This is a genomic window from Glutamicibacter arilaitensis, from assembly GCF_044793945.1.
Lineage (GTDB): Bacteria > Actinomycetota > Actinomycetes > Actinomycetales > Micrococcaceae > Glutamicibacter > Glutamicibacter arilaitensis_B.
Map to the genome: position 1 here is coordinate 573,288 of NZ_CP084994.1, position 24,899 is coordinate 598,186.

The window sequence follows — 24,899 nt, forward strand, 5'->3', positions numbered from 1 at the left end:
AGAGTGCCAATATTTGTATTAGCACTCATGCGTTACGACTGCTAATGCCGATCGGTTGTTCGTTTTAAAAACGATTCCTTTCGTCGTGGCGGTTGTTCAACGCACGGAGCGTGAAGAATACCTCAGATAGCGAGAGCTAATCCGGGATGTCGGCCCGATGCCGACACCGGTGTGCTCGTCCGTCGCGGGCGCTGTCTGTCGGTTGCATTTTCGCAAAATCGTCCCCGAAAGGACCGAAAGCCACTATGGCCAAGATGATTGCATTTGACGAGGAAGCACGCCGCGGACTTGAGCGCGGCCTGAACATTCTGGCGGACGCCGTTAAGGTGACCTTGGGCCCACGCGGTCGCAACGTTGTTTTGGAGAAGAAGTGGGGCGCACCTACTATCACCAACGACGGTGTGTCCATCGCCAAGGAAATCGAGCTCGAGGATCCATACGAGAAGATCGGCGCCGAGCTCGTCAAGGAAGTTGCCAAGAAGACTGACGATGTCGCCGGTGACGGTACCACCACCGCAACCGTGCTCGCTCAGGCTCTGGTTAAGGAAGGCCTGCGCAACGTTGCTGCCGGCGCCGACCCAATCGCTCTGCGCCGCGGCATTGATAAGGCTGTAGAGGCCGTCACTGCCGAACTGTTCGCTGCTGCAAAGAAGATTGAATCCAAGGAGCAGATCGCTGCTACCGCTTCGATCTCCGCTGGCGATCCAGAAATCGGCGCACTAATCGCCGAAGCACTGGACAAGGTCGGCGAGCAGGGCGTTATCACCGTTGAAGAGTCCAACACCTTCGGCCTTGAGCTGGAGCTGGCAGAGGGCATGCGCTTCGACAAGGGCTACATCTCCGCATACTTCGTCACCGACGCTGAGCGTCAGGAGACCGTGCTGGAAGACCCTTACATCCTGATCGTCAACTCGAAGATCTCCTCGGTCAAGGACATGGTTTCCTTGCTGGAGAAGGTCATGCAGTCGAACAAGTCGCTGCTGATCATCGCCGAAGACGTTGAGGGCGAAGCACTTGCTACCCTGATCCTGAACAAGATCCGTGGTTTGTTCAAGTCTGTGGCCGTCAAGGCTCCAGGCTTCGGTGACCGTCGCAAGGCTATGCTGACCGACATCGCACTCTTGACCGGTGGCCAGGTTGTTTCCGAGGAAATCGGCCTGTCGCTGGATACTGTTGGCCTCGAAGTTCTGGGTACCGCCCGCAAGGTCGTTATCACCAAGGACGAGACCACCATCGTTGAAGGCGGCGGCGACGCCGACGCCATCGAGGGTCGCAAGGCGCAGATCGCAGCCGAGATCAAGAACACCGATTCGGACTACGACCGCGAGAAGCTGCAGGAGCGCCACGCAAAGCTTTCCGGTGGTGTCGCTGTGCTGAAGGCCGGCGCCGCAACCGAGGTGGAGCTCAAGGAGCGCAAGCACCGCATCGAAGATGCAGTGCGTAACGCTAAGGCAGCCGTTGAAGAGGGTATCGTCGCCGGTGGCGGCGTGGCTCTGATTCAGGCTGGCGCCGCAGCATTCGCCAAGCTTGAGCTGGAAGGCGACGAAGCAACCGGTGCGAACATCGTTCGTGTTGGTATCGAAGCTCCGCTGCGGCAGATTGCACTGAACGCGGGCATGGAGCCAGGCGTTGTCGCCGACAAGGTCAAGGGCCTGCCAGCTGGCCACGGCTTGAACGCTGCCACCGGTCAGTACGTTGACCTGTTGGAGGCCGGCGTCAATGACCCAGTGAAGGTGACTCGTTCAGCTCTGCAGAACGCTGCATCGATTGCCGGTCTGTTCCTCACCACCGAGGCAGTCGTTGCAGACAAGCCAGCTCCTGCTGGCGCTGCCATGCCAGGTGGCGACGACATGGGTGGCATGGGCGGAATGGGCGGCTTCTAAGCTTCCGTACTTCCCAGGCACCTGTCTCACAGGACAACCTGAACCCGAGGGCCTGCTTCGTTTTGAAGCAGGCCCTCGGGCCATTAACTGTTAGGCTTCCAGAACTGAAGAGCTCTTAAACCTGTAGAAGTAGCTGGTGAAGCTCCGCTTCGAGGTTCGCCCGTGCTTGGCTCTCCCAGCGTTCCTGGGCTGGCACGGTGCAATACAGTCGGTCCTTTAGCAGGAGCTCTTGAAGAATGCCTGCTCGGCCCCGTGCAAAGTCTGCGGCCGGTACGTGGTCGTATTCGTCCCGGACGGCCTTAGCATAGCGCTGATAGGCCTTGGCCGGGCGCGCCAAGACCTCTAGGTCTGCGTCGCTGAGCAGTTCTCCGAGCAGATCGCCTTCGGCCGGTCGATGCTCAATAGTCAGCAGAATCAATTGTTGAACCTTGGTTAGAGCTTTGTCGGAAATCAGTCCCTGCAGGCTAATCGCCGCTAAGTCCGCAGATTTTCTTTCGTCCTCGGTGGTGCCTTCATAGACCGCATCATGAAACCATGCAGCTAGTTCTAGTATTTGCCGCTCCTGCGCCTCAATCTGTGTCCCGCAGAGCCAATCCAAGGATTCAAGGACCGAGAGCAGATGAACGCGATCATGATAGTGGCGGTGCTCCTGGCTCCAGCGGAGCAGTAAATCTTCGGCCAAGGCTCGTTGCCCGGGCAAGGTCCGCTCCCACCGTTTAAGCAATGCCGGATTCAGCCGTTCGGGGCGGAAGCGGGCAGGGATCCGAAGACCAGAACGGACTAAGACACGGACGAGATCGCTTCCGGAGACTTCACGGGCTCCGGCCGCAACAAACTCGTTGTAGCGTTCCTGAGGCACATCGTAATGGTCTCTGTCGAAGGCTCTTTGCCGGATACCCAGACGGCTGGCGAACTGGTGTAGTTCCAGCACAGAGGTGTCGGAGATTAAATGGGAAAAGAGTGTCCCGTGAGCGGGCCAGCGCGGCGGGTCGATCAGTATGCTCATAATCTAAGCGTACCGAGCGCCCGCCCTAACTGGTCAGTAGCGGAACAATGAGGTGTTGACCTGTTCGACTTCTTCGTACTGCATAGACGCGTGGTTTAGCGCGGTGGCGATGCTGCTTAAAGCCTCTTCGATGCGCACATGGGTGCTTCGCCATTCGGCCACAATAGACTGGAAGGATGTGGCGGCCGAACCCTGCCAGGTGCTTTGGAGCTGATCCAGGTTCATCTGCATCGTGGAAACTTCGGAGCGTAGCCTGTCGATGGTGTTCATGACCGCCTGCGACTTGACCTGCATTTCGCCGGTGTTGGTTGAAAAGGTACTCATGGGTTGGTCCTGCCTTACGGGGAGATCCGATAGATGAGATCACCATAGGTCAGACAGAACCAGTGCAGCGGGACATTCTCACCTGCTGTGGACAACCTGAACGAGGTTTAGTCCTCTTCAAACCGGTCGAGGTCGCGAGGCTCCTGCAACGGCACATAAGGGAGGCAGATGGCCATGGTTGCACCTCCGCCAGGGGTTTCGCTCAGCGCAACCGAACCGCCGTGCTGCTGGACGATTGCGGCGACGATCGCAAGTCCTAGACCCGAGCCACCGGTTTCACGTTGACGCGAGCTGTCGCTGCGGTAGAAGCGTTCGAAGATACGATTTGCGTCATCCTCCGGAATTCCCGGGCCATGATCTCGAATCTCTAGCACCGCATCCATAGCACCTGCCACGAGGGACCGAACTCCCACGGCGATCTCGATCGCGGAGTCTTCCGGGGTGTAACGCAGTGCGTTGGTAATCAAATTGGCTATGACCTGGCGGATGCGAGCATCGTCGCCGACCGTGCTGGCTGGAGATGGGTAGTTGGAGTCCAAGCCGACCAAAGTGACCTTGCGCAGTGGCGCTCGAACTTTGGTGTCTTCGGCAGCGTCCTGCCCGAGCACCAGCAGGTCAACCGATTGCTTTTCGAGGGGGCGCTGCTCATCGAGCCGAGCCAGCATGAGCAGGTCCTCAACTAAGTGAGCCATGCGCTTGGATTCGGCTTCGATACGTCCCATAGCCGAGTCTAGGGCTTCAGGGTCGGCAAGTCCGCCGTGGCGATAGAACTCCGAATAGCCTTGGATGGTTACCAGCGGGGTGCGCAGCTCATGGGATGCATCTTGGATAAATCTGCGCATCTTGTTTTCTGAGGCCTCGCGGTCGCGGAAGGCCCGCTCGATCTGCGCGAGCATTGCGTTCAAGGAGCGGGACAGACGGCCGACTTCGGTTTCCGGCGGGTAATTGCGTACACGCTGAGACAGGTCTCCCTCGGCAATCATGGCTGCGGTGCGTTCTACTCGAATCAGCGGAAGCAATGACCTAGAGGTGAGGCCGTAGGCGATCATTGACATGAGCAATGTCGCCAACAGGCCGGTAGATAAGACTAAGATAGCGGTCTTTTGAACCGTGTCATTTACGTTTTCCAACGGAAGCGCAATGAATACATTCATCTCGCTTGTAGGTAGCGGAACGATCATGGCTCGCCAGCCGGCCGAGCCAGAGTGGATGCCCGGAATGGTCACCGGAGCCCAAGGGGTCTTAGCCAGTTCTTCCATTTGCTCTGGTGCGAGCAGGGGAGTGTCGCTTGTGTTGCCAGGGGTCACCCGGCTTCGAGGCATGATGTAGACGATCTTGCCGTTTTTATCACGGATATCCGCATACGAGCGGTTCAGCCCCAGCAACGTCGAATCGATGCCACTGTTCCTGCCAGATTGATCGTTGTCCAAGGAATACTGGTAGGCCTTATTCAGGCCGAAGCCCATGGTGGGGCCAGCAACGTTTAGCTGATCATCAATCTGGTTGGTCATCGAGATGCGAAGTGTGTGGGCGGAGCCGAACGCTGTGGCGCCGACGCCGCAGATCATCAGTGCACACATCAACGTCACCATTTTGGTGCGCAGTGAAGTGCGACGCCACAGCGTTCTAAATGCCTGCATGTTATGACTTTACAATCCCTTGGCCTGCTAAGCGGTATCGACCCTAGCGGCGATCCGGGGTGCGCATCAAATAACCGACGCCGCGCTTGGTCTGAATTAGCGCAGGCCACTCTGGGCGGTCAACCTTGCGACGCAGGTAGGAAATGTAGGATTCGACGATCGAAGCATCGCCGTTGAAATCGTACTCCCAGACATGGTCAAGGATTTGCGACTTGGAAAGTACACGGTTCGGGTTCATCATCAGGTAGCGCAGCAACTTGAACTCGGTTGGCGAAAGATCAATGACCTCGCCTGCCCGTCGCACCTCGTGGGCGTCGTCATCGAGTTCAAGGTCCGCGACCACGATAGTGGCGTTCTCTTCTTCTCCCGTGGCCGTACGGCGAAGCACGGCGCGAATGCGGGCGACAACCTCATCGAGGCTAAATGGCTTGGTGACGTAATCATCGCCGCCCACGGTCAAACCGGTGACCTTGTCGCTGGTGTCATCGCGAGCGGTCAAGAACAGTACGGGGAAATGCCTTCCGGCGGCACGTAGCTTGCGGGTGATGGTGAACCCGTCCATGTCTGGAAGCATGACGTCCAAAACCGCGAGATCTGGTTCTTCTGCTTCGACAGCGGCGAGGGCCTCGCGGCCGTTGGCTGCGGCGACCACTTGGAAGCCGGCGAATCGCAGGGAAGTTGATAGGAGTTCGCGGATATTTGGTTCGTCATCCACGACAAGCAGTTTGGCCTCTGGGGTTTTTGCACTCATAAACCCAGTGTGCACGCGATAACTGGGAGTGTGCTGAGAGGTATCTGGATGACGTGGTTAGCTATTGCGGCGTTTGCTGATATTTCCGATGACGACCACGCCGGCCAGGATGAAGGCAAGAGGCAGTCCGAAAACGCCGAAGGCCATGATGATCGGCGGGATAGAAATTTCCTGGAAATACAACACGAGGACCGTTGCCAAGGACAAAGCCGAGAGGACCGCGAGTGTGACTGCGGTGCGGGAAATGACGGTCAGGGTAATCGATGAAGCGCTCACGGCTATTAACGATACAGCGCTTCTAAAGCGGTCGCCGTGACTCAAGGTGTAGTTGCGGGCCTCAAGATGTCATAATCTAAGGTATTCGACTTAATTCGAATCCGTACGTTGAGCACCCGGTAGAAGTAAATGGACGACCCGGATGAATGCTCCATGGATCCGGAGATATGAAAAGGCGTAGCGTGAAGTAATTAGTTGCACTGAAAGCGCTACAGCACGAGAAACGAACGAGGTAAGGGATCATGCCTAGCGGCAAGGTTAAGTGGTACGAAAAGGCCAAAGGCTTCGGCTTCATTACCACCGAAGACGGTAAAGAAATATACGTGAACGCCGCGGCGCTGCCGGAAGGTGTTCATGACCTACGCCCCGGCACCCGTCTTGAGTTTGGCGTGGCCGAAGGGCGCCGCGGCCCTCAGGCGCTGAGCCTGCGTATCTTAGAGGAAGCCCCATCGGTGGCTCGCGCTAAGCGCAAGAGCCCCGAACAGCAAGCTGCAATGATTGAGGATCTGATCAAGGTTCTTGATCAGGTATCCAATACCTTGCGCAAGGGGCGATATCCTGAACAAGCCCACGGCAAAAAGGTTGCTACCGTGCTTCGCGCGGTAGCCGATGATCTGGACGTTTAAATAATGGCCCGTAAACCCAAGTTAGACACCACCCTCGCAGAAGCGGTTGATGTTGCGCGCAACGCAATCATCGAGATCGCAGCGGAAACGGAGATTGGTGAGTATCTCGGAGCTACGCCCGAAGGTGAAAGATTAGTCACCCATCGATTTGTCTCCCAGAAAAGTGGTTACTGGGGCTGGACTTGGTTCGCGACACTTGCGCGGGTGCCACGAGCAAAAGCGAAAGATCTAACTGTTTGCGAAGCCGGCATTGTTGCAGGCGACGACGCACTTCTTGCACCGGCGTGGGTCCCTTGGGCCGAGCGCCTGGTAAAAGAAGAAATTGAGGCGGCGGAAGCCGAAGCCAATGAGTCTAAGGACGAACCCGCTACTGGCGGAAGCGCAACCGAGAACTCCGACGCAGGTTCCAATGCCGCCGATACCGCTGGGTACGAATCTCAGGAGAACTCGACGGAGCCATCCGATGCTCCGGAGGAACACGAAGCAAGTGATGAAACCGATTCGACGTCCGAGCAGGGCATCAAAACCCCTGCACGTCGTCAGGTGCGTCGCCGACGCACGGCGCAACGCACCGCGGCTCGACGCCGGGCAGCCCAGCGCAACCGGCCACGCAAGGACAGCTAGCGGCGAAGAGCTCTAGAAAATGCAAAGCGATCCGCGGTTTCACTCAATGAGGTGAAACTGCGGATCGCTTTTTGTTCGCTCAGAGGCTAGAGCTGTTCGATGACGTAATCGATGCTCGTCAGCAGTGCTGCAACATCCTTTGGATCGATAGCCACGAAGGTAGCGATACGCAGCTGGTTCCGTCCGAGCTTGCGGTATGGTTCTACATCCACTACTCCGTTGGCGCGCAGGGCCTTGGAGATCGCCGCCGCGTCCACCGAATCGTCGAAGTCGATCGTGGCGATGACATTCGAGCGGTGATCCGGGTTGGCTACATATGCCGTGGCAACCTTCGAAGCCTCGGCCCAAGCGTAGATCTGGCCAGCTGACTCGGCGGTGCGCGCTGCTGCCCACTTCAAGCCGCCATTGGAGTTGATCCACCTGATCTGCTCATTGAGGCTCACCAAGGTGGTTAGCGACGGTGTGTTGTAGGTCTGGTTCTTCAGCGAGTTATCCAGCGCAGTCTTCAAATTCAAGAAGTCTGGAATCCAACGGTCGGTAGCTGCAATTTCCTCGATGCGTGCAATTGCTGCGGGGGAGGCAAATGCGACCCAGAGGCCACCGTCGGATGCGAAGTTCTTTTGTGGTGCGAAATAATACACATCAGTCTGCGACAGATCCACATCCAGGCCGCCAGCGGCACTCGTAGCATCAATGACCATCAGGGAATCTTCGTTGGCACCGGACACGCGCTTGACCGGGGCGGCCGAGCCCGTGGAGGTTTCGTTATGCGGCCAGGCGTAGAGGTCTACGTCGGCCTCGGCAACCGGGCTCGGAACTGAACCAGGCTCGGAAGTGATAATCGACGAGGCTGCAAGGAATGGGGCCTTGTCGGTAGCCTTGGCGAACTTCGAGCCGAATTCGCCGAAGGACAGGTGTTGCGCCTTGTTGCGTACCAGGGAGAAAGCCGCGGCGTCCCAAAAAGCGGTGGCGCCGCCAACGCCCAGAAGTACTTCGTAGCCCTCGGGTGCGCTGAACATCTTCTTCAAGCCATCCTGCACGGAGGCCACCAGGTTCTTGACCGGCGCCTGACGGTGGGAGGTGCCCAGTAGATCGGTTCCTGCGTCGACGATTGCCTGAATTTGCTCGGGGCGAATTTTGGAAGGTCCTGCGCCGAATCTTCCATCGGCTGGCAGAAGGTTCTTTGGAATGTTGATGCCGGTGCTCATCTCGCTCCTCTAATAGCGTTTGATTGAAAGTGCTGACATCCCGACTGATCGCGAGCGCGATGGAATAGTTCAGGATAGTTACGACGTTTCAATTAACATCTTCGCAAACTGCGGGGGGATGAGAGAAAAACGGGACAGTCGGTTACGACATGCAAACCACGAGGCCGTCGCTGGGATTGCGTCTGTACCAAGTAGAGTTGCTTACTGACGTTCCGTTTTCTTATGCGAACCTAACTGTTGTGACTTCCAGGAGTGGCTAACGTGTCTGACCTTATTGATACAACCGAGATGTACCTGCGTACCATTCTTGAGCTTCAAGAAGAGGAAATCGTGGCTCTGCGCGCGCGAATCGCAGAACGTCTAGGGCATTCTGGTCCTACCGTGTCGCAGACAGTCGCCCGAATGGAACGCGATGGGCTCGTCGTGGTTTCAACTGACCGTCATCTCGCTTTGACCGAAAAGGGTCACGAACTGGCTACGGGCGTGATGCGTAAGCACCGACTGGCCGAACGTCTGCTCTCGGACATAATTGGCCTTGAATGGGAATACGTGCACGATGAGGCGTGCCGCTGGGAGCACGTAATGAGTGAGCGTGTCGAGCGCCGCCTGTACGACCTGCTGGGCAAGCCCACGGTCTCACCGTATGGCAACCCAATTCCCGGACTTGAAGTCCTTGGCGGGCCAAAAGTAATCGAAATCTCACATGAGGTTGAGAATCTTGATAACGCTTTGCTCTCCGGGAACATCGGGCCAGTGGCAATCGAACAACTTGCAGAACCGATCCAGACCGACCCAATCCTGCTCGGACAACTGAATGAAGGCGGAATCCGCCCCGGTGCGATCGTCAATTTAGAACGCGCGGATGAATACGTTGTAGTCCGGGTGCAAGGTGTTGAAGGCGCACTGGAATTGCCAGTGGAAGTGAGTGCGCACGTCTTTGTGCGTACAAAATAAGATAACGAAATTGTAACTTTTCCGATCGAACGGTAGGGTTATCGAAGGGCGTCAGTGGTCTAACTGATGCCGATTCCGAGAGCGCAAACGCCGAGTATTGTCCTGCGTCTTGGATGTGAAAAGAGTTTTAAGGGCAATAGCGGGGAACCCACTCATTTGACGAGTATTTCGTCTTGGGGTGAAGTCATGCCATCAGGCAGGACCGGACCAATCTCAGGGCCGAACCCGACAGCTAACTTCGCAGGTGTAGAAATTGAGAGGAATGTTTTGGCAGAAACCAGGACTACGGGTCGACGCCGTGCCGCAGACGTCGAGATCGATGCGATCACTGAGATCACAGCGGCCGCCACTGAACGATCCGCTGGTCGCCGCGCAACTCGCGCAGCCGCTGTCGAAGCAGTAGCAGTTCCAGAACCACTTTGCGCCGACTATGTCGGACGCCGTTTTGAATCTGGTCAGCGTTACGGCATTGCGCCAACGCAGAAAACACTTGCTACCCAGGATGTTGACGGAAACGTCATTACCCTACCTACGGCAAAGCCAACCAGTGCACCTGAAGGCGTAGTAGCAAGTAACGAAGCGCTCGTTCAGAGCCTTCACGCTTCACCAAAAAAGACTTCCCGACTTGGGTTCACCCACAAGATCGCGGCCGTTGCCGCGGTGTCGGGCTTGGCGCTAGCAGCGGTTTCTCCGCAGCTGAGTAGCGACGTATCCGAAGAAGGACCGGTAGTAGCGAGCGCGCAGCGCACAGCAACTTCCGCAGTAGTTGATGTAAAAGCTCCAAGTGATGCTGGACTAGATGTGCAGCGCGCGGCTTTGAAGTCTGACATCAACCCAAAGGTGGCCGACGAAGAGAAGCTCTCTGAAATCCTCACCGCTTCCGGCGGCAACATTCAGAAGCTCGGCTCGACCGGTGGATTGCTTGAGCGTCCAGTGGATAGCAACCGCATCACCTCATCCTTCGGGCACCGTAAGAATCCAACAGGTGCCGGCTACATGATCCACAGTGGCACAGATTACGGCGTGCCAAGCGGCACGAAGGTCTATGCTGCAGCGTCGGGCAAGGTTACCGTCTCCGGATGGGCCGGTCACTCCGGACAGCGAGTCACGTTGAGCCATGGAAATGGCCTGGAGACCGGTTACAGCCACAACTCGCAACTACTGGTCAACGTGGGAGACACCGTCAAGCGCGGCGATGTCATCGCTTTGGCTGGTAGCACTGGTAACTCCACGGGGCCGCATGTGCACTTTGAAGTGATCGTTGACGGTCAATTCAAAGACCCTGCTGGATGGTTATAACGACGTTCGTCACCTTACCGTGATCAAAACGTGACATTTGGAAGATAGTCCTATAAGATTAACAACGTGCCAAGGGGAATCCCTGAGCAACATTGCGTGAGAACCGAGCACTGCCAACGCGCAATGAGCAGTTATACACAACTCGTACGGCAGTGGCGGGGGAACCAACATCGGGTAGTTAGTTTTGGCTAACAACCCTAGGGGTTAAGTGGACAAGAGGGAAACTTCAAATCCACCGAGGTAACTCCACTTCGAACCCGACAGCTTACCTCGTAGGTATCAAGGAGAGGCTTTATTGTGACCAAGCGTCAAGCGCCGGGACGCCACCGCGCCCCAGCAGCACGTACCAACCCACTTGCTAGCATTTCGCAGGCAGTGTCCTCGAATGCAGGCTCGGTCGGACGTCAGGCAGCCGTTGTTGCTGCTGCGTCCGGTCTGATCGTCACCCTGGGTGTACCAGGTCAGGCAACAGCCCCACGTGACGTATCAGCTTCCCCGGTTGACACGATCAACCCGGAACGCGTTGCTGTCAAGGCAGTCAAGGTATCCACCAAGAAGGCGGATAACGTCGATATCGAGCGCGCCAGCTTCACCGCTGAGCCAAAGCCCGAGCCGGTCGTTATCGCTGTCGCTGATGACATCGAGCCAACCACTCGCGAAAACTCGGGCAACTCCGATTCTTCGGGTAGCTCGGACTCCATGGCACCAATGACCCGTCAGAACCGTGGCGGCAATAGCCAGCAGAGTGCTCCAACTGAGACCAAGCAGGAATCCTCCAAGCAGGAATCCTCGGCCCCGAGCAAGAACCTCACCGGTATCGCAGCCACGGCTTCGAAGTACTCGGGTGTTCCATACGTCTGGGGCGGCAACACCCCAAGTGGCTGGGATTGCTCCGGCTTCGTGAAGTACGTTTATGCCCAGCACGGCATCAACATCGCTCGTGGCACCTCCGCGATCCTTGGATCCGGCCAGTTCAAGCGCACCAGCAACCCGAAGCCGGGCGACCTGGTATTCCAGAACGGTGGCGGCCACGTAGGTATTTACTTGGGTGGAGGCCAGATGATTGGCGCGCAAAACCCAACTGTGGACACCATGATTCACTCAGTGACTCGCAACCCACTGTATGGTTACTACACTCTAGCCGGCTAAATCAGTCTGCTCCCATTGGCCACCGAACATAATGTTCGGTGGCCAATGGTCGTTTAACAGGGTGAACTTCGGGCTACTTCTCGATGAAAATTAACGAATATCTTCCTATTCTTCAAGTCAAATCGGCAATATATCGCATAGGCTAACGACAAGAAGACTAACTGCGAGGAGCTCGTTGTCATCAACTTCTAGTGATGCACACGAGATCATTGAAGGACATATACGGATGCGAACGTTGGTTTTGAATGCAGGCTATGAGCCATTAGCGGTGGTGACCTTCCGACGCGCCTTGATCCTTGTGCTTACCGAAAAAGCAACAATCATTTTGCAGGATGATGAGTCGCCCGTGCGCGGCACTCACGGAGATTTACCACGCCCCACTGTGATCGTCTTAAAACGATATGTGCGACGCCCCTACAGGAACATGAATCATGTGACCCGTAGGGGCGTTCTTCGTAGAGACCACTTCCGCTGCGCCTACTGCGGTAAAACAGCCAACACTATCGACCACGTAATCCCGCGCAGCAGAGGTGGGCAGAACACCTGGGAGAACCTCGTGGCCGCCTGCTTATCTTGCAACAGCCGCAAAGCCGACAAAATGCTCTCGCAATTGGGATGGCAACTGTTGCTCACTCCGCATCAGCCCCGAGTGGGTGGGCATCTGGTTTCCGGACTTGACCACATTGATTCTTCATGGACTCAATATCTTCAAGCCAGCTAGGAAATATTCGGACTCCGTGAGATGTTGAGACGTTAGTACTAATCTGAACAAATCACGGAGGTAACTCGTGAGTATGGAAGGCGCGGCGTGGAGTACGCTGTGGCAGCTCTCAAAGAGCGAACAGCGACGTGCATATCGTCCCGAGACACCACGGCGCGTATTTGACTTCGCAATCAGCTACAAAGCACGTCTGATAATCTTCGTGATCTTCTCGGTACTGTCAGCGGCAATCGCTGTCATCACCCCGGTGCTTGCAGGTAGAGTGGTCGACGCAATCGTCGCGCAGGGCAGTTGGGAGACCGTGCGCAACCTAGCGATCGCCATGGTGATAGTTGCCGTTTTTGATTCAATATTCGCGATGCTCGTCCGCTGGCAATCATCTAACCTTGGTGAGCAAATCATTTTTGACCTTCGAACGAAGGTCTTTGACCATGTGCAGAAGATGCCCATCGCATTTTTCGCTCGAACTCGCACCGGAGCACTGACCTCGCGGCTCAATTCGGATGTGATCGGAGCGCAAGCTGCCTTTGCCGGAACTTTGTCCGGCATAGTTTCAAATGCAGTCGCATTGATCCTGACCGCTATTGTCATGCTCACTACCTCTTGGCAGGTCACGCTCCTAGCCCTGGTCCTCTTCCCGCTGTTCCTGCTGCCGGCGAGACGGTTCGGAAAGTCGCTAGCTGGGCTGCGCAAGGAGTCGGCGGACCTGAACGCTTCAATGAGTAGCCAGATGACCGAACGTTTCTCGGCACCCGGAGCGACACTCATCAAGCTCTATGGGCGCCCAAACGAAGAATCTGAACAGTTTGGTTTACGGGCCGCGAGAGTTCGTGACATTGGCATCAAGATGACCATGCGGCAATTCGCGTTTGTGACTGTACTAGGATTGGTCGCGGCGCTGTCGCTGGCTCTGGTTTACGGACTGGGTGGATTCTACGCTCTGCGTGGCGAGATGGCAGCTGGTGACGTGGTGGTGCTCGGAATGCTCATCATCCGCCTATATGCGCCGCTAACGGGCCTTGCTAACGCCCGCGTAGAGATCACCAGCGCACTGGTCAGCTTCGATAGAGTGTTCGAGGTGCTAGACCTTGAACCGCTGATCAAAAACGCACCGAACGCGATTGCACTTCCCGCAGAACCTGTGGCAGTGAAATTTGATAAGGTGAGCTTCGCGTACCCCAGCGCCGAGGAAGTTTCACTAGCCTCGCTGGAAGATACTGCCGTGCTTGATAAACGTGGTGGTGAAGTAATCCTGAATGATATTTCCTTCGAAATTCAGCCTGGTCAAACCGTCGCATTGGTAGGTTCTTCCGGTGCTGGTAAATCGACTATCGCGCAGCTGCTCGCGCGTCTCTACGACGTGCGTGGCGGAGCCATTACTCTTAACGGGCATGACCTGCGCGATATCACCCTCAAATCCCTGTACAAGGAATTAGGAATGGTGACCCAAGACGGGCACCTGTTACATGAGACCGTGCGCTCTAACTTGTTACTGGCAAACCCGGAGGCCAGCGAAGAGCAACTATGGTCGGCCTTGGAAGATGCTCAATTGCGGTCCCAAATCGCAGCCCTCCCTGACGGACTGGCCACAGTGGTCGGCGAACGCGGATACCGGCTATCTGGCGGCGAACGCCAACGAATGACCATCGCCCGGATGATTTTGGCAAATCCAGGTCTAGTAATTCTCGACGAAGCCACTGCAGCTTTGGATTCACGCAGCGAGCTTGCCGTGCAGTTGGCATTGTCCCAGGCACTGGAAAACCGCACCGCTTTAGTCATTGCCCATCGGCTTTCAACGATTCGGCAAGCAGACCAAATATTGGTGATCGACGGTGGACGAATTGTGGAACGTGGAACCCACCTGAGCTTGTTAGGCGCACAAGGGGCCTACGCCAAGTTCTACGAAACTCAGTTCAATTCTGCCCAAGACCCGGATCACAACTAAAGCAGCTCATCTGCCATATCCCTGCGTGAAGCGAAATATTCCCTGAAAGCGCTTGAGGAGCCACATGTGCATAAGCGCCTCAGCTAGTTGGCCCCGTTTGTCCGCGCAAGCAGGATAGGCAATACGTGCTGGCGTAATAGCGGGGCGATGTCATCACGCTGCAGGGCTTCGTGAGGATGTATCCACATGAGCTCCTCGAGTTCGGCTAATGGATTGGGTGAACCGTTAAATCTTGCTGCGAACAAATAAGCCTGTATCGAGGTGTCTGCTTCGTTGGCGGCAGGCCCAAGCCATTGGCCGTACTCTTCAAAGTCCTTTTCTTCGAACTTCACCCCTAATTCCTCATGTACCTCGCGCATCACGGTTTCCAAGGGCGTCTCACCTGCTTCTGGTTTTCCGCCAGGTTGCATGAATTTAGAGGTTCCGCGCTTCCGAACTAAAAGAATTTGTCCCTGATCGTTGATTAAACATGCCGCTGAGATAGTTAAATTTTTCATCACCAAATCACAATATCGCGTGTGAAAACTCGTGACGAATGGTAACGTGCATTATTGGATCTCCAACGTTTTTAGTTGAGTAATGTCGTGATTAGAGAACTCGCAGTTTCAGATCATACGACGACGTCTTAGCTGAATGTTGGAATAGAGAGATCGATCCATCAAATTTATAGATCTATGGAGCTTTAATGCGACGGGGAACAAACTTAGGCCGCCTTGGCGATTTCAACCAGGCGGTTATCCTTGAGTCCATCCGACGAGCCCCGGACGGCATCAGCCGTGTGGAGCTTGCGGGTTCGACTGGACTTTCACCACAGACCATTTCAAACGTCGTTCGTCGTTTGCTTGACGATGGCATCGTTCGCGAAGACCGTACCATTGTGTCCGGCCCGGGTAAGCCAAGAACCGTACTGGAGCTAGAGGGAAACCGCCTAGTATCCATCGGTATCCATCTTGACCCAAGCGTGTTGACCTTTGTCGCGATGAACCTTCGCGGCGATGTATTGCGTGAGCGCAGTATCGATGTCCCGAACCTTGAGGTAGCCACGGAAACCATCCAACTGATGGCAGACACGGTTAAGGAACTGATTGCCGAGATTCGTGTGCCGAAAAAGCACATCGTCGGTGTCGGTATTGCCGTACCAGGGCCGGTAAACGTCGAAGACGGTGTGGTGCTCAACCCGCCGCTGCTCGATGGCTGGGCAGATGTCGAGCTGGTTAATCCACTACGTAAGCTGCTCCGCCTGCAAGTAATCATTGAAAAGGACACCATCGCGTCTGCAGTTGGCGAGCTTTGGCAGTCCAAGGAAGAGAAATCAGATGATTTTGTCTTCGTTTACTGCGGACACGGGTTCGGTGCGGGCATCGTCATCGATGGCGAAGTTCACCACGGATCGAGCAATAACGCCGGCGAAATCGGGCACTACTCCACCGGACGCAAATCCGTCGTATGTGAAGAGTGCGGTGCAGACGATTGCTTGGCTGCAGGCACTTCCTACGAGTTTATGGCTGCCCAGGCTAAGGAACGCGGTTTGGAACTGCCGTCCTATGAAATCATGGGCCCAGAGCAGCGTTCCGAGGGTCTCAACCGTCTGACCGAACTCGCATTGGAAGGCAACGCCGTTGCCAAGGAATTGATCGTTGAATCGATGATTCGAGTAGGCGAAGTCGCCGGACAGCTGGCCAACGCGCTGGATGTCCAGGAGATCGTCTTCGGCGGTCCACAGTGGGATAAGGTTCGTGAACTCGTCGCCGATGAAGTCGACAACGCAGTTCAGCGTCGCTTCGGCCTACGTACAGTCCACGAAGTCGTAACCCGTACCTCTAGCCTTGGGTCGCAGGTTGGCGCCATCGGTGGCGCGTGTGTCGTCATGGATGCTTCACTCTCTCCGAAGGCTACCGCGCTGCTACTGCGCTAAGTCGTTCGAAAAGACAGTAAAAGTCTGAGGTCCCGTTCCATCTAGGAACGGGACCTCAGACTTTTTGATTTGTGCCCCTGGCCGGAATCGAACCGACGGCCTACCCTTTAGGAGAGGGTCGCTCTATCCTACTGAGCTACAGGGGCGCAGGCGCTAAGCGCGCCATCAACACTATCCTACTAGGAAGTTGACGATGAATTTGTCAGGATGATTGCTGCCGAATGTCAGCCATTTTCTTCATCATTGCCTTATTTGCCCGACGTGTCGCCAAGCCGAGGACCAGGGCAGCGGTGATGATAAGCGTGACCCAGCGAATCGTGGTCAGAATCGAAGCGAGCGCGACGGTACTTTCGTTGAGTTCCGCACCGAAGAGGGAATCAATGGCGAAGTTCTCCCACAGGTCGGTCACGGCAAACAGCAAAGGCGCTAACCAAGCCAACCAGCGCATCTGGCGATTTGGAATCCAGCGAATGAAGATCAGCATGGAAAACAGTCCGGTCAGCAAAGGGAAGAGCAGTCCAGCGGTCTTGTGCAGATAATTTAGCTGCCCGGTGGCATCCGAATCCATGGCTGCACGTAGCGCCTCAATATCCGAAACCGTGTAACCGAAGACACGCTGGTCCGGCATGGCCAACCCGTCGCTGAGGTCAGTCATCTGGTGCATCGTGAGCACGTGGTAGTAGACAAAGAGGAATACACAAGTGATCAAACCCGCTGAGATCAGTAGCATCGGATTAGATGTAGATTCACGTTGCTGCGCAGAATCTCGCAGTCCTTGACCGAGCTGCTTAGTCGGCTCACCTTGGAAGTGTGCCGGCTTACGATACTCTTTGCTTTTCTTAACGTTCTTTGCCATACCTTCCATTATGCCGGGTAGCTCAGTGAAACCGTCGCAGAGCCCACGTAGACTGGCTACACCATGGATTTCCTTAACGATGACTTCGCCGCGGAGCCGGCACAGCGCACTTTACCGACGCCTGAAGAACTGTTAGTGGGGATGAACGAACAGCAAGACAAGGCAGTTCGTTATCACGGCGGCCCGCTTTTGATCATTGCTGGTGCGGGTTCTGGTAAGACCCGCGTGCTGACTCATCGCATTGCGTATTTGCTAGCAACCGGACGCGCCCGCCCGCACGAAATTCTCGCCATCACCTTCACCAACAAAGCCGCTGCGGAAATGCGTGAACGCGCGTCCGAGCTGATCGGTGAAGAACAGGCAAAGAAGATGTGGATCTCTACTTTCCACTCCTCGTGCGTGCGAATTCTGCGCCGAGAGGCGTCAACTATCGGTTTGAAGTCGAACTTCTCCATCTACGACTCGGCCGACTCCTTGCGCTTGATCACGCTGATCGCCAAGGGGCTGGACATTGATCCGAAGCGATTCACCCCCAAGGCCATCGCCCACAAAATATCGTCGTTGAAGAACGAACTTATCGACGAAGAAGATTTCGCCTCCACCATGAACACCAATGATCCGTTTGCACGGGCCGTGGCAGAGGTGTACCGAGGCTATACCCGTCGGTTGCGCGCGGCGAACGCAATGGACTTTGATGACCTGATTGGACAGGTCGTGTACATGTTCCGGGCCTTCCCTGCGGTGGCGGACAACTACCGTCGTCGCTTCCGCCATGTACTAATCGACGAGTATCAGGATACGAACCACGCGCAGTACTCCCTGGTTCGAGAATTAACCGGCCCCGATGGGCAGACGACACCGGGAGAACTGACGGTGGTCGGCGACTCAGATCAGTCGATTTATGCGTTCCGTGGGGCCGATATACGCAACATCGTGGAATTCGAGAAGGATTACGCAGACGCTGCGACGATCAAGCTTGAACAGAACTACCGGTCCACCCAGAACATCCTCTCAGCGGCGAACGAAGTAATTAAGCGCAACCCGGAACGCAACGATAAACGCCTGTGGACGGCTAGCGGCGACGGCGAGCAGATCATCGGCTATGTGGGCGAGTCCGAAGGGGATGAGGCGCGCTGGATCGCCGAGGAGATCCTTCGACTCAATGACGAGGAAGACGTGCGACCGGGGGACGTCGCAATTTTCTACCGCACCAACGCGCAATCCCGTGCCCTCGAAGAGCAACTTATGCGTGTAGATCTGAAGTATCGGGTGGTCGGCGGTACGCGTTTCTACGATCGCAAGGAAATTAAGGACGCCTTGTCCTATTTGCGGGCCTTGGTGAATCCAGAAGATGACATTAATGTCCGACGTATCCTTAATGAACCCAAGCGAGGTATCGGCGACCGTGCAGAGGGAGCGGTTGCCGCGCTCGCCGAACGCGATCGGATCTCTTTTATGGAGGCGTTGCGCCGTTCTGACGAAGCTCCGGGGCTAGGCACCCGTGGAATCAAGATGACGGCGGCGTTCGTGTCATTGATGGACGATTTGAAAACCGTTGCAGAAGGCTCGGGCCCTGCTGAAGCGCTGGAAGCGGTGTTGGAGCAGACTGGATACCTCGAAGTGCTTCGCGCGTCGAGTGATCCGCAGGATGAATCCCGTGTAGAGAACCTTGCCGAGCTCGTCGCTGTGGTCCGAGACTATGTGATCGATGCGCCGGAGGGCGGACTTGAAGGGTTCTTGGAACGCGTGGCGTTAGTGGCCGACGCGGATCAGATCCCCGAGGCGCCTACCGACAGCGAAGGCGCAGAAATGGCGGCTCGTGAAGGAGTCGTCACATTGATGACGCTACACACTGCGAAGGGCCTGGAATTCCCGGTAGTGTTCCTGACCGGCATGGAACACGGAGTCTTTCCGCACCAGCGTTCCTTGACCGACGAAAAGGAATTGGCCGAGGAACGGCGTTTAGCATATGTGGGTCTGACGCGAGCTAGGGAACGTTTGTATCTGACCCGAGCCGAGCAGCGTAGCTTGTGGGGGCAGTCGCAATATAACCCTGCCAGTCAGTTCCTGGATGAAATTCCTTCCCACTTGTTGGACTGGAAGCGTGAAGGTTCTCAGTCTTCGGGGTGGGGTGGGAGTAACGGAACGGTGAATTTCGCCACGAGTCGTTATGACAGTGGATCGCATTGGGGTGCAGGTACTGCGTCGAATTTTGCCTCTCGTGGGCACAATGCCGCTCCGGTGGCTAAACAGCGCGTGCAGCAGAACAAAGAAATTGTCATTCCAAAGGTTGGGCAAAACGTAAAGCATTCAGGCTTTGGCTTGGGCGTTGTTATCGCAATTGAAGGTGCCGGGGATAAAACGGTTGCAAAAGTGCAATTTGCCGACTCGGAAAAACGACTCCTTTTGCGTTACGCACCCTTAGAAATGATTGATTAGCCGCAGATTCTTTTGGCGCGTTCTTCGAGGTTTCTGAGACCTTCAAGCGCCCGCTGGTCAGTTCTCTACAGCCTGTAAAAGTGGGAAGTTTGTAAAAGTCGGGATAGTCTGAGAGGTGCGCACGGCTACGGCGCCGTATGACTGCCGATAGTTACGTTGCGCTCTCTAGGGCGTGGCATGGATTTCGATTTATGGCCATGTCGCGAGTCAGCATGAACTTCGAACGAAGGACACAAACCCGTGGACCTGTATGAGTACCAGGCGCGCGATCTATTCGAGGCACACGGGGTTCCCGTGCTTGCCGGTATCGTCGCTTACACCCCGGAAGAAGCTAAAGCCGCAGCTGAGAAGATCGGCGGCGTTGTTGTAGTTAAGGCACAGGTCAAGGTCGGTGGCCGCGGTAAGGCTGGCGGCGTTAAGGTTGCCAAGACCGCAGACGAGGCTTTCGAGCACGCTTCCAACATTCTCGGTATGGACATCAAGGGCCACACCGTCAACAAGGTCATGATCGCCCAGGGCGCCGACATTGCTGAGGAATTCTACTTCTCGGTACTGTTGGACCGTGCAAACCGTAACTACCTGGCTATGTGCTCGGTAGAAGGTGGCATGGAGATCGAGGTGCTCGCAGTTGAGCGTCCGGACGCACTGGCAAAGGTCGCCGTCGATCCACTGGTTGGCATCGATGCTGCCAAGGCCGACGAAATCGTTGCCGCAGCAGGTTTCCCTGAGGAACTGCGCGCAAAGGTTGCCGACACCCTGCAGAAGCTGTGGGTTGTTTTCAAGGAAGAGGACGCCACCCTCGTTGAGGTGAACCCACTGGTGAAGACCGGTGCCGGTGACATCGTTGCATTGGATGGCAAGGTTTCCCTGGATGAGAACGCATCCGAGGTTCGTCACCCAGCTCACGAAGAGCTTGAGGACAAGGGCGCAGCCGACCCACTGGAAGCCAAGGCAAAGGCCGCTGGCCTGAACTACGTCAAGCTGGACGGCGAAGTAGGCATCATCGGTAACGGTGCTGGCCTAGTTATGTCCACCTTGGACGTTGTAGCCTACGCTGGCGAGAACCACGGCAACGTGAAGCCAGCTAACTTCTTGGATATCGGCGGCGGAGCCTCGGCTGAGGTTATGGCTGCAGGCCTGGACGTCATCCTGAATGACCCACAGGTCAATTCGGTCTTCGTGAACGTCTTCGGTGGCATCACCGCATGTGACGCCGTAGCAAACGGCATCGTTGGCGCACTGAACACCTTGGGCGATTCCGCTAACAAGCCGCTGGTTGTCCGCCTTGACGGCAACAACGTTGAAGAAGGCCGCGCCATCCTGGCCGAAGCCAACCACCCACTGGTGACTCTGGCAGCAACCATGGACGAGGGCGCCGACAAGGCCGCCGAGCTCGCCAACGCAGCGAAGTAAGAGGGATAAGCGAACAATGAGCATTTACCTGAACAAGGACTCCAAGGTCATAGTCCAGGGCATCACCGGCGGCGAAGGCACCAAGCACACCGCCCTGATGCTTAAGGCTGGCACCAACATTGTCGGTGGCGTGAACGCCCGCAAGGCCGGAACCACCGTGACCCACGGTGACCAGGACATCAAGGTGTACGGCACCGTGGCCGAGGCCAAGGCCGAGACCGGCGCAGACGTATCGATCGTCTTCGTTCCACCTAAGTTCACCAAGGACGCAGTCGTTGAAGCTATCGAGGCCGAGGTCGGCCTTGTTGTAGTAATCACCGAAGGTGTTCCAGTGCAGGACTCGGCTGAGTTCTGGGCGCTGGCACAGTCGAAGGTTGACGCCGACGGCAACCAGATCACCCGCATCATCGGCCCTAACTGCCCGGGCATCATCACCCCAGGTGAAGCACTGGTCGGCATCACCCCGAACAACATCACCAAGAAGGGCCCAATCGGCTTGGTTTCCAAGTCAGGTACCCTGACCTACCAGATGATGTTCGAACTGCGCGATCTGGGCTTCTCCACCGCAATCGGCATCGGTGGTGACCCAGTTATCGGCACCACCCACATCGACGCGCTGGCCGCCTTCGAAGCTGATCCAGAGACCAAGGCCATCGTCATGATCGGTGAGATCGGTGGCGACGCTGAAGAGCGCGCAGCCGATTTCATCAAGGCCAACGTTACCAAGCCAGTTGTTGGCTACGTGGCTGGCTTTACCGCTCCTGAGGGCAAGACCATGGGCCACGCTGGCGCCATCGTCTCCGGCTCGGCCGGTACCGCACAGGCCAAGAAGGAAGCTCTTGAAGCTGCCGGCGTGAAGGTAGGCAAGACTCCTTCGGAGACCGCCCTCCTGTTGCGCGAAGTTTTCTCGGCTCTCTAAGCCAAAACTGAGTCAGGGGCTTTGCCTCGGATCTTTTACTGATCCGTTGCAAGGCCCCTTTCTTGTTGCCTAAAAAACGTGGCTGGCGAACGACGCTGAACTCTGAAGTAGGCGGCTACATCAACCAACTTTGAAGAACCAGTAATATCCAGTGGATGGCCCCGTAGGTAGGACCCGGAGCTGCATAGCGTCGCTGGCAGCACCTTGTGGGTGCCGTGGGGCAAAAGAATTGCCACCGAACCCAGAGAAATCTGGGTCGGTGGCTACGAGGATAGCGAGAGTCGGTTGGCTCGTGCTCCTGCCGAATCAGCGGTGACACGCACGAAAGACGCGTGCGGCTAGTTCTTTATGTTTCTACCCTCGACTAGGGAATTCCCTCAAAGGTCCTTAATGAGAAGTTGGGACCTGGTCGAAAAGCTCATCAACGTCAAGATCTGGATTAGCGTCTTGCGTTTTCACTAGCTCGGCTGCTTCCTTGTCTGTTGCAACCGAAGGCATCGATCCTGGCAGCGGCTTGCGAGCAGATTCTTTCAGGAAGCAGACGGCGACGAAGCCAGCCACCGAGGTTCCCATCACCCAGAAGGCCGGAGCCAGCGATGAACCAGTGAAGGTGACCAGAGCTTGCATGATGAAGGGGGCAAAGCCACCAAAGATGGCGACCGCGAAGTTATAGGAGATTCCCATTCCGCCGTATCGCGACGAGGTGGGGAATAATGCGGGAAGCGACGAGGCGAGGTTCGAAACATAGAATGTCACCGGAAAAGCTAGAAGAGCCAATCCGACCAAGGTGGACCAGATAGCACCATTCATCATGAACATGAATGCCGGAGCCGCCAAAATGATGGCGGAGATGGAACCGATGAAAAGCACTCGACGTCGTCCGACCTGGTCCGAGAGTCGTCCAGCCAGCGGAATGCACAATGACATGCCCACAAGGATTGGCAGCGTTAGCAGGTTGCCGTGCACCGGGTCGTACTTCAATGTTTCAGTCAAATAAGTTGGCATGTAGCTGGTGAGAGCGTATCCGGCGGTGTTTGCTGCCGAGACCAGGACGAAGCCGGTGAGCAGTTCGCGCCAGTAGGCCTTGACCAGCGCGATTACGCCCTTCGGTGCGTCTGCTGAGGATCTCGCGTCTTCACCGGCACGATTCGCGGCTTCCTGGGCTTCCTTGAACGCCGGGGTGTCTTCGATCTTCGATCGGAACCACAGGGCGATGACGCCTAGTGGCAAGGCAACCAAGAAGGGAATGCGCCAAGCGAACCCTTCCATAGCGTCTTCGGTGAGGGTGAGCTGAAGGATGGACACGAAGGCAGCGCCAATGGCGAACCCCATATAGGAACCCAGATCCAGAAGAGACGCGTAGAAACCGCGCCGTTTATCCGGAGCGTACTCGGTGATGAAGGTTGTGGCACCTGCATACTCACCGCCGGTGGAGAAGCCTTGGACTAGCTTCAAAACGACCAGAAGAATTGGAGCTGCTACGCCCCATACTGAATAGTCCGGCAAAATGCCGATACCAAACGTTGCCAAAGCCATCATCAGAAGGGTGAACACGAGGATTTTCTGGCGACCCATTCGGTCGCCGAGCTGCCCCAGGATGACGCCACCGAGGGGACGCGCCACGAAGGTTACGGCAAACACTCCAAGACTAAATAAAGTTCGGATGGCGGGGTCGACGGTATCTGGCATGAACAGCTTGCCGATAATTACCGCAAGGTATCCGTAAACTCCGACGTCGTACCATTCCATGAGGTTACCAACGACAGTTCCGCCGATAGCCTTCTTGAGCATCGAATCGTCAACAACGTTGACGTCCTCCACTTTGAGTCGACGTTTCCGGAAGAATCTAGTCCCTTGAGTATTCGCTGCTTCCATAGCTTCACTCCTCATATCTCTATTGATCTTGTCGTGCGGCCGGTGTCGCTCCGTATTTCTTTGCTGTGAGGGTGCCTGCAATCGTGCCAGACCTTGGCTTTGCGATCCCGACTTGCTCCACGGGATCGATCGATTTCACCCCAGATAACCGGCGGCGCTTGGTTAACGAACGATGAAGTGCATAATCGGACAATCAACAAGACTACCAAAACGACGATTCCTGTATTGGAGGCTTATGCGCCATTACAGGGCATCCGCAACTCGACGAATCTAAGCCCGCGCCGGCACCTCTCAGGAGCTGTGTTGCATATGCGAAGAACTTTCGATCAGGATATTCACCTAATGGCGCCTGACATGGTGCTAAGAGGATTTTTGCTGGCATTCGACGGAGAGGTTCCAACCCCTTGGACTGTGAAGGGATCGATTGATTTGCAACCACAGCGAATCAACGAATCTCGACCCGCAAGTGCGAGCTCTGGCCCTCTGCAAGCGATGGATTTTTGTGAGATATCACGCTGCCGCAAAGTCGAGATTCAGCCTATACGTACAGGAAGGCGCTAGGGTTTACTCCCGTGGGGAGTGGAAACTTGATCTCTTGTGTGGAGAATCTGAATGAATTTCGGAAGAGAAGTGTTCGATAGGTGCTTGGAGCCTGACACTTATCTGCGTGGCTACTGGCAGTAAAGTCTCCGGGACCTATGAATGATTCTTTATCGAGGCAACTTTTGGGCATAAGAATGCCCCAAGGCCACCGATAGGTATCTTGGGGCATGCAACGGGAAGAGGGCTAGCCGCGTAGGCCGGCCGCTGCGTCCGTGTCGACCCTCAAGAACGAGGAGCCGATGACCGCGAAAGCACCAGGAATCAAAAGCATCCGGTGTTTAGGGTTATAGAAAATTTCCTCAAGCGGCGAAGCTATGACTCGCCGGATCTTTTCCAAGAGCCGTTCATTGTCCAGAGACAAACGTTCATGCTCGGTTTCAATCACCACACGATCTTGATCAGTGCTCACCGAAGCGCTCATCCAGTCATCGCTCGGTGTACTCAGAGTCTCCGATTTAATCAGGGACACGGTT

At 56.0% G+C, this 24,899-nt stretch carries 22 protein-coding genes, 1 tRNA gene and 2 riboswitches; of the genes, 12 read left to right on the top strand and 11 right to left on the bottom strand.

What is annotated here, in order from left to right; genetic code table 11:
- The first annotated feature begins 245 nt into the window (after nt 1-245).
- Complete coding sequence (groL, locus tag LG294_RS02765) at nt 246-1,883, top strand: chaperonin GroEL (protein ID WP_404289284.1); 1,638 nt, start codon at nt 246-248, stop codon at nt 1,881-1,883.
- Nucleotides 1,884-1,998: 115 nt separating this feature from the next.
- Here the strand turns inward: groL and LG294_RS02770 are convergent, their stop codons facing one another.
- The 5 genes from LG294_RS02770 to LG294_RS02790 form a co-directional block, all read right to left on the bottom strand.
- Nucleotides 1,999-2,889, bottom strand: coding sequence for a DUF4031 domain-containing protein (locus LG294_RS02770; protein ID WP_404289285.1), 891 nt, complete (start codon nt 2,887-2,889; stop codon nt 1,999-2,001).
- A 33-nt stretch (nt 2,890-2,922) separates the two neighbouring features.
- Nucleotides 2,923-3,213, bottom strand: coding sequence for a WXG100 family type VII secretion target (locus LG294_RS02775; protein ID WP_096256074.1), 291 nt, complete (start codon nt 3,211-3,213; stop codon nt 2,923-2,925).
- Nucleotides 3,214-3,320: 107 nt separating this feature from the next.
- Nucleotides 3,321-4,853, bottom strand: coding sequence for a sensor histidine kinase (locus tag LG294_RS02780; protein WP_404289288.1), 1,533 nt, complete (start codon nt 4,851-4,853; stop codon nt 3,321-3,323).
- A 43-nt stretch (nt 4,854-4,896) separates the two neighbouring features.
- On the bottom strand, nt 4,897-5,604 hold the full coding sequence (locus LG294_RS02785) for a response regulator transcription factor (RefSeq protein ID WP_096289209.1): 708 nt from the start codon (nt 5,602-5,604) through the stop codon (nt 4,897-4,899).
- A gap of 57 nt (nt 5,605-5,661) precedes the next feature.
- Nucleotides 5,662-5,880, bottom strand: coding sequence for a hypothetical protein (locus LG294_RS02790; protein ID WP_404289290.1), 219 nt, complete (start codon nt 5,878-5,880; stop codon nt 5,662-5,664).
- Between the two features lie 242 nt (nt 5,881-6,122).
- On the opposite strand from LG294_RS02790, the gene LG294_RS02795 reads away from it, so the two are divergent.
- The gene (locus tag LG294_RS02795; RefSeq protein ID WP_404289292.1) at nt 6,123-6,506 is read left to right on the top strand and encodes a cold-shock protein; all 384 of its coding nucleotides are present in this window, start codon (nt 6,123-6,125) and stop codon (nt 6,504-6,506) included.
- A 3-nt stretch (nt 6,507-6,509) separates the two neighbouring features.
- Nucleotides 6,510-7,130 (top strand): DUF3027 domain-containing protein, encoded by a 621-nt coding sequence (locus LG294_RS02800; protein WP_404289294.1) that lies wholly within the window; start codon nt 6,510-6,512, stop codon nt 7,128-7,130.
- A gap of 86 nt (nt 7,131-7,216) precedes the next feature.
- Here the strand turns inward: LG294_RS02800 and serC are convergent, their stop codons facing one another.
- Nucleotides 7,217-8,338 carry a phosphoserine transaminase gene (serC, locus tag LG294_RS02805; RefSeq protein ID WP_404289296.1) on the bottom strand — a complete coding sequence of 374 codons (1,122 nt, stop codon included), beginning with the start codon at nt 8,336-8,338 and terminating at the stop codon, nt 7,217-7,219.
- A 261-nt stretch (nt 8,339-8,599) separates the two neighbouring features.
- Between serC and LG294_RS02810 the strand changes: the two genes are divergently transcribed.
- The 5 genes from LG294_RS02810 to LG294_RS02830 all read left to right on the top strand — a co-directional run bounded on the left by LG294_RS02810 (nt 8,600) and on the right by LG294_RS02830 (nt 14,406).
- Complete coding sequence (locus tag LG294_RS02810; RefSeq protein ID WP_404289298.1) at nt 8,600-9,292, top strand: metal-dependent transcriptional regulator; 693 nt, start codon at nt 8,600-8,602, stop codon at nt 9,290-9,292.
- A 78-nt stretch (nt 9,293-9,370) separates the two neighbouring features.
- Nucleotides 9,371-9,557: riboswitch (cyclic di-AMP (ydaO/yuaA leader) on the top strand.
- Between the two features lie 2 nt (nt 9,558-9,559).
- Nucleotides 9,560-10,591: a M23 family metallopeptidase gene (locus LG294_RS02815; RefSeq protein ID WP_404289300.1), complete on the top strand. Its 1,032-nt coding sequence runs from the start codon at nt 9,560-9,562 to the stop codon at nt 10,589-10,591.
- 124 nt (nt 10,592-10,715) lie between these two features.
- A riboswitch (cyclic di-AMP (ydaO/yuaA leader) is annotated at nt 10,716-10,885 on the top strand.
- A gap of 3 nt (nt 10,886-10,888) precedes the next feature.
- Nucleotides 10,889-11,740 (top strand): C40 family peptidase, encoded by an 852-nt coding sequence (locus LG294_RS02820; RefSeq protein ID WP_404289302.1) that lies wholly within the window; start codon nt 10,889-10,891, stop codon nt 11,738-11,740.
- 226 nt (nt 11,741-11,966) lie between these two features.
- The gene (locus tag LG294_RS02825) at nt 11,967-12,461 is read left to right on the top strand and encodes an HNH endonuclease (protein ID WP_404291613.1); all 495 of its coding nucleotides are present in this window, start codon (nt 11,967-11,969) and stop codon (nt 12,459-12,461) included.
- Nucleotides 12,462-12,528: 67 nt separating this feature from the next.
- A complete protein-coding gene (locus LG294_RS02830; RefSeq protein WP_404289304.1) occupies nt 12,529-14,406 on the top strand; it encodes an ABC transporter ATP-binding protein in 1,878 nt (625 codons plus the stop codon).
- Between the two features lie 83 nt (nt 14,407-14,489).
- On the opposite strand, the gene LG294_RS02835 is transcribed toward LG294_RS02830, so the two are convergent.
- A complete protein-coding gene (locus LG294_RS02835) occupies nt 14,490-14,903 on the bottom strand; it encodes an NUDIX domain-containing protein (RefSeq protein ID WP_404289306.1) in 414 nt (137 codons plus the stop codon).
- A 188-nt stretch (nt 14,904-15,091) separates the two neighbouring features.
- On the opposite strand from LG294_RS02835, the gene LG294_RS02840 reads away from it, so the two are divergent.
- Complete coding sequence (locus tag LG294_RS02840) at nt 15,092-16,321, top strand: ROK family protein (RefSeq protein ID WP_404289308.1); 1,230 nt, start codon at nt 15,092-15,094, stop codon at nt 16,319-16,321.
- 72 nt (nt 16,322-16,393) lie between these two features.
- Here LG294_RS02840 and LG294_RS02845 read toward each other — a convergent pair.
- Nucleotides 16,394-16,467: transfer RNA gene (locus LG294_RS02845), tRNA-Arg, on the bottom strand.
- 56 nt (nt 16,468-16,523) lie between these two features.
- On the bottom strand, nt 16,524-17,177 hold the full coding sequence (locus LG294_RS02850) for a hypothetical protein (RefSeq protein ID WP_404289310.1): 654 nt from the start codon (nt 17,175-17,177) through the stop codon (nt 16,524-16,526).
- Between the two features lie 63 nt (nt 17,178-17,240).
- On the opposite strand from LG294_RS02850, the gene pcrA reads away from it, so the two are divergent.
- The 3 genes from pcrA (at nt 17,241) to sucD (ending at nt 21,948) form a co-directional block, all read left to right on the top strand.
- Nucleotides 17,241-19,616, top strand: a complete 2,376-nt coding sequence (gene pcrA, locus LG294_RS02855; RefSeq protein ID WP_404289312.1) for a DNA helicase PcrA — start codon at nt 17,241-17,243, stop codon at nt 19,614-19,616.
- A 240-nt stretch (nt 19,617-19,856) separates the two neighbouring features.
- Nucleotides 19,857-21,029 carry an ADP-forming succinate--CoA ligase subunit beta gene (gene sucC, locus LG294_RS02860; RefSeq protein WP_105554207.1) on the top strand — a complete coding sequence of 391 codons (1,173 nt, stop codon included), beginning with the start codon at nt 19,857-19,859 and terminating at the stop codon, nt 21,027-21,029.
- Between the two features lie 16 nt (nt 21,030-21,045).
- Nucleotides 21,046-21,948, top strand: a complete 903-nt coding sequence (sucD, locus tag LG294_RS02865; RefSeq protein ID WP_404289314.1) for a succinate--CoA ligase subunit alpha — start codon at nt 21,046-21,048, stop codon at nt 21,946-21,948.
- 387 nt (nt 21,949-22,335) lie between these two features.
- On the opposite strand, the gene LG294_RS02870 is transcribed toward sucD, so the two are convergent.
- Nucleotides 22,336-23,823: an MFS transporter gene (locus LG294_RS02870; RefSeq protein ID WP_404289316.1), complete on the bottom strand. Its 1,488-nt coding sequence runs from the start codon at nt 23,821-23,823 to the stop codon at nt 22,336-22,338.
- 787 nt (nt 23,824-24,610) lie between these two features.
- Nucleotides 24,611-24,895: a hypothetical protein gene (locus LG294_RS02875; protein ID WP_404289318.1), complete on the bottom strand. Its 285-nt coding sequence runs from the start codon at nt 24,893-24,895 to the stop codon at nt 24,611-24,613.
- Between the last annotated feature and the right edge of the window lie 4 nt (nt 24,896-24,899).

What these genes read in the sequence shown, in the direction of transcription:
- LG294_RS02840 (WP_404289308.1), top strand. Translation starts at nt 15,092, where the DNA reads ATGCGACGGGGAACAAACTTAGGCCGCCTTGGCGATTTCAACCAGGCG.
- LG294_RS02850 (WP_404289310.1), bottom strand. Translation starts at nt 17,177, where the DNA reads ATGGCAAAGAACGTTAAGAAAAGCAAAGAGTATCGTAAGCCGGCACAC.
- LG294_RS02870 (WP_404289316.1), bottom strand. Translation starts at nt 23,823, where the DNA reads ATGGAAGCAGCGAATACTCAAGGGACTAGATTCTTCCGGAAACGTCGA.
- LG294_RS02770 (WP_404289285.1), bottom strand. Translation starts at nt 2,889, where the DNA reads ATGAGCATACTGATCGACCCGCCGCGCTGGCCCGCTCACGGGACACTC.
- LG294_RS02785 (WP_096289209.1), bottom strand. Translation starts at nt 5,604, where the DNA reads ATGAGTGCAAAAACCCCAGAGGCCAAACTGCTTGTCGTGGATGACGAA.
- LG294_RS02795 (WP_404289292.1), top strand. Translation starts at nt 6,123, where the DNA reads ATGCCTAGCGGCAAGGTTAAGTGGTACGAAAAGGCCAAAGGCTTCGGC.
- serC (WP_404289296.1), bottom strand. Translation starts at nt 8,338, where the DNA reads ATGAGCACCGGCATCAACATTCCAAAGAACCTTCTGCCAGCCGATGGA.
- LG294_RS02835 (WP_404289306.1), bottom strand. Translation starts at nt 14,903, where the DNA reads ATGAAAAATTTAACTATCTCAGCGGCATGTTTAATCAACGATCAGGGA.
- LG294_RS02775 (WP_096256074.1), bottom strand. Translation starts at nt 3,213, where the DNA reads ATGAGTACCTTTTCAACCAACACCGGCGAAATGCAGGTCAAGTCGCAG.
- pcrA (WP_404289312.1), top strand. Translation starts at nt 17,241, where the DNA reads ATGGATTTCCTTAACGATGACTTCGCCGCGGAGCCGGCACAGCGCACT.
- LG294_RS02780 (WP_404289288.1), bottom strand. Translation starts at nt 4,853, where the DNA reads ATGCAGGCATTTAGAACGCTGTGGCGTCGCACTTCACTGCGCACCAAA.
- LG294_RS02825 (WP_404291613.1), top strand. Translation starts at nt 11,967, where the DNA reads ATGCGAACGTTGGTTTTGAATGCAGGCTATGAGCCATTAGCGGTGGTG.
- groL (WP_404289284.1), top strand. Translation starts at nt 246, where the DNA reads ATGGCCAAGATGATTGCATTTGACGAGGAAGCACGCCGCGGACTTGAG.
- sucD (WP_404289314.1), top strand. Translation starts at nt 21,046, where the DNA reads ATGAGCATTTACCTGAACAAGGACTCCAAGGTCATAGTCCAGGGCATC.
- LG294_RS02800 (WP_404289294.1), top strand. Translation starts at nt 6,510, where the DNA reads ATGGCCCGTAAACCCAAGTTAGACACCACCCTCGCAGAAGCGGTTGAT.